The organism is Sediminibacterium sp. FW305-C-49, from assembly GCF_058231085.1.
This window is the reverse complement of sequence record NZ_JBIQXS010000005.1, coordinates 1-1174: the sequence shown is the minus strand read 5'-3', so window position 1 is coordinate 1174 and position 1174 is coordinate 1. Positions and strand designations below refer to the sequence as shown.

1 protein-coding gene is annotated in these 1174 nt (G+C 45.1%); it reads left to right on the top strand.

Annotation, left to right across the window (positions count from 1 at the left end; all coding sequences use genetic code 11):
- A partial coding sequence (locus ACH3Z1_RS15705; protein WP_490822965.1) for a beta strand repeat-containing protein occupies positions 1–1174 on the top strand: 1174 nt, incomplete at both ends.

The following is a 1174-nucleotide window of genomic DNA, read 5'->3' as shown; positions in this document are numbered from 1 at the left end:
AATATCACGAACCTGACAGGTCTGACGAATATCAGCATCACCGGTACAGTAGAAGCGGGTAATGTGAGCAGCACCAGCATCACAAGTGCCAGTGGTAGTTTTGATAATATTACTGTAACGGGTAATATCGTAGGAGGCACGATCAGTGCAACCTTAAACGCCGGTACACAGAATACGATTACAAACCTTGCGAATGTTCAGAACATCACTGCGAGTGGCACGATCAGTGCAGGAACTTTAAGCGGTTCATTAAGTACATCAGCGCAGAACTCAATTACGAACCTGGCGAACGTGAGCAGTCTGACTGCAACAAATGCAAGCATCACTACAGCGAATATCACGAACCTGACGGGTCTGACGAATATCAGCATCACCGGTACGGTCGAAGCAGGTAATGTGAGCAGCACCAGCATCACAAGTGCCAGTGGTAGTTTTGATAATATTACTGTAACAGGTAATATCGTAGGTGGAACAATCAGTGCAACCTTAAATGCCGGTACACAGAATACGATTACGAATCTTGCTAATGTTCAAAACATTACTGCAAGTGGCACGATCAGTGCAGGAACCTTAAGCGGAAGTTTAAGTACATCAGCGCAGAACTCTATCACGAACCTGGCGAACGTAAGTTCTATCACTGCAACAAATGCAAGTATCACTACAGCGGATATCACGAACCTGACGGGTCTGACGAATATCAGCATCACCGGTACGGTAGAAGCAGGTAATGTGAGCAGCACAAGTATCACAAGTGCCAGTGGTAGTTTTGATAATATTACTGTAACAGGTAATATCGTAGGTGGTACGATCAGTGCAACCTTAAATGCCGGTACACAGAACACGATTACGAACCTTGCGAATGTTCAAAACATTACAGCAAGTGGAACAATCAGTGCAGGAACTTTAAGCGGAAGCCTCTCAACCAGTGCCCAGAACTCTATCACGAACCTGGCTAATGTGAGCAGTCTGACTGCAACAAATGCAAGTATCACAACCGCGAATATCACGAACCTGACAGGTCTGACGAATATCAGCATCACCGGTACAGTAGAAGCGGGTAATGTGAGCAGCACCAGTATCACAAGTGCCAGTGGTAGTTTTGATAATATTACTGTAACAGGTAATATCGTAGGTGGAACAATCAGTGCAACCTTAAATGCCGGTACACAGAATA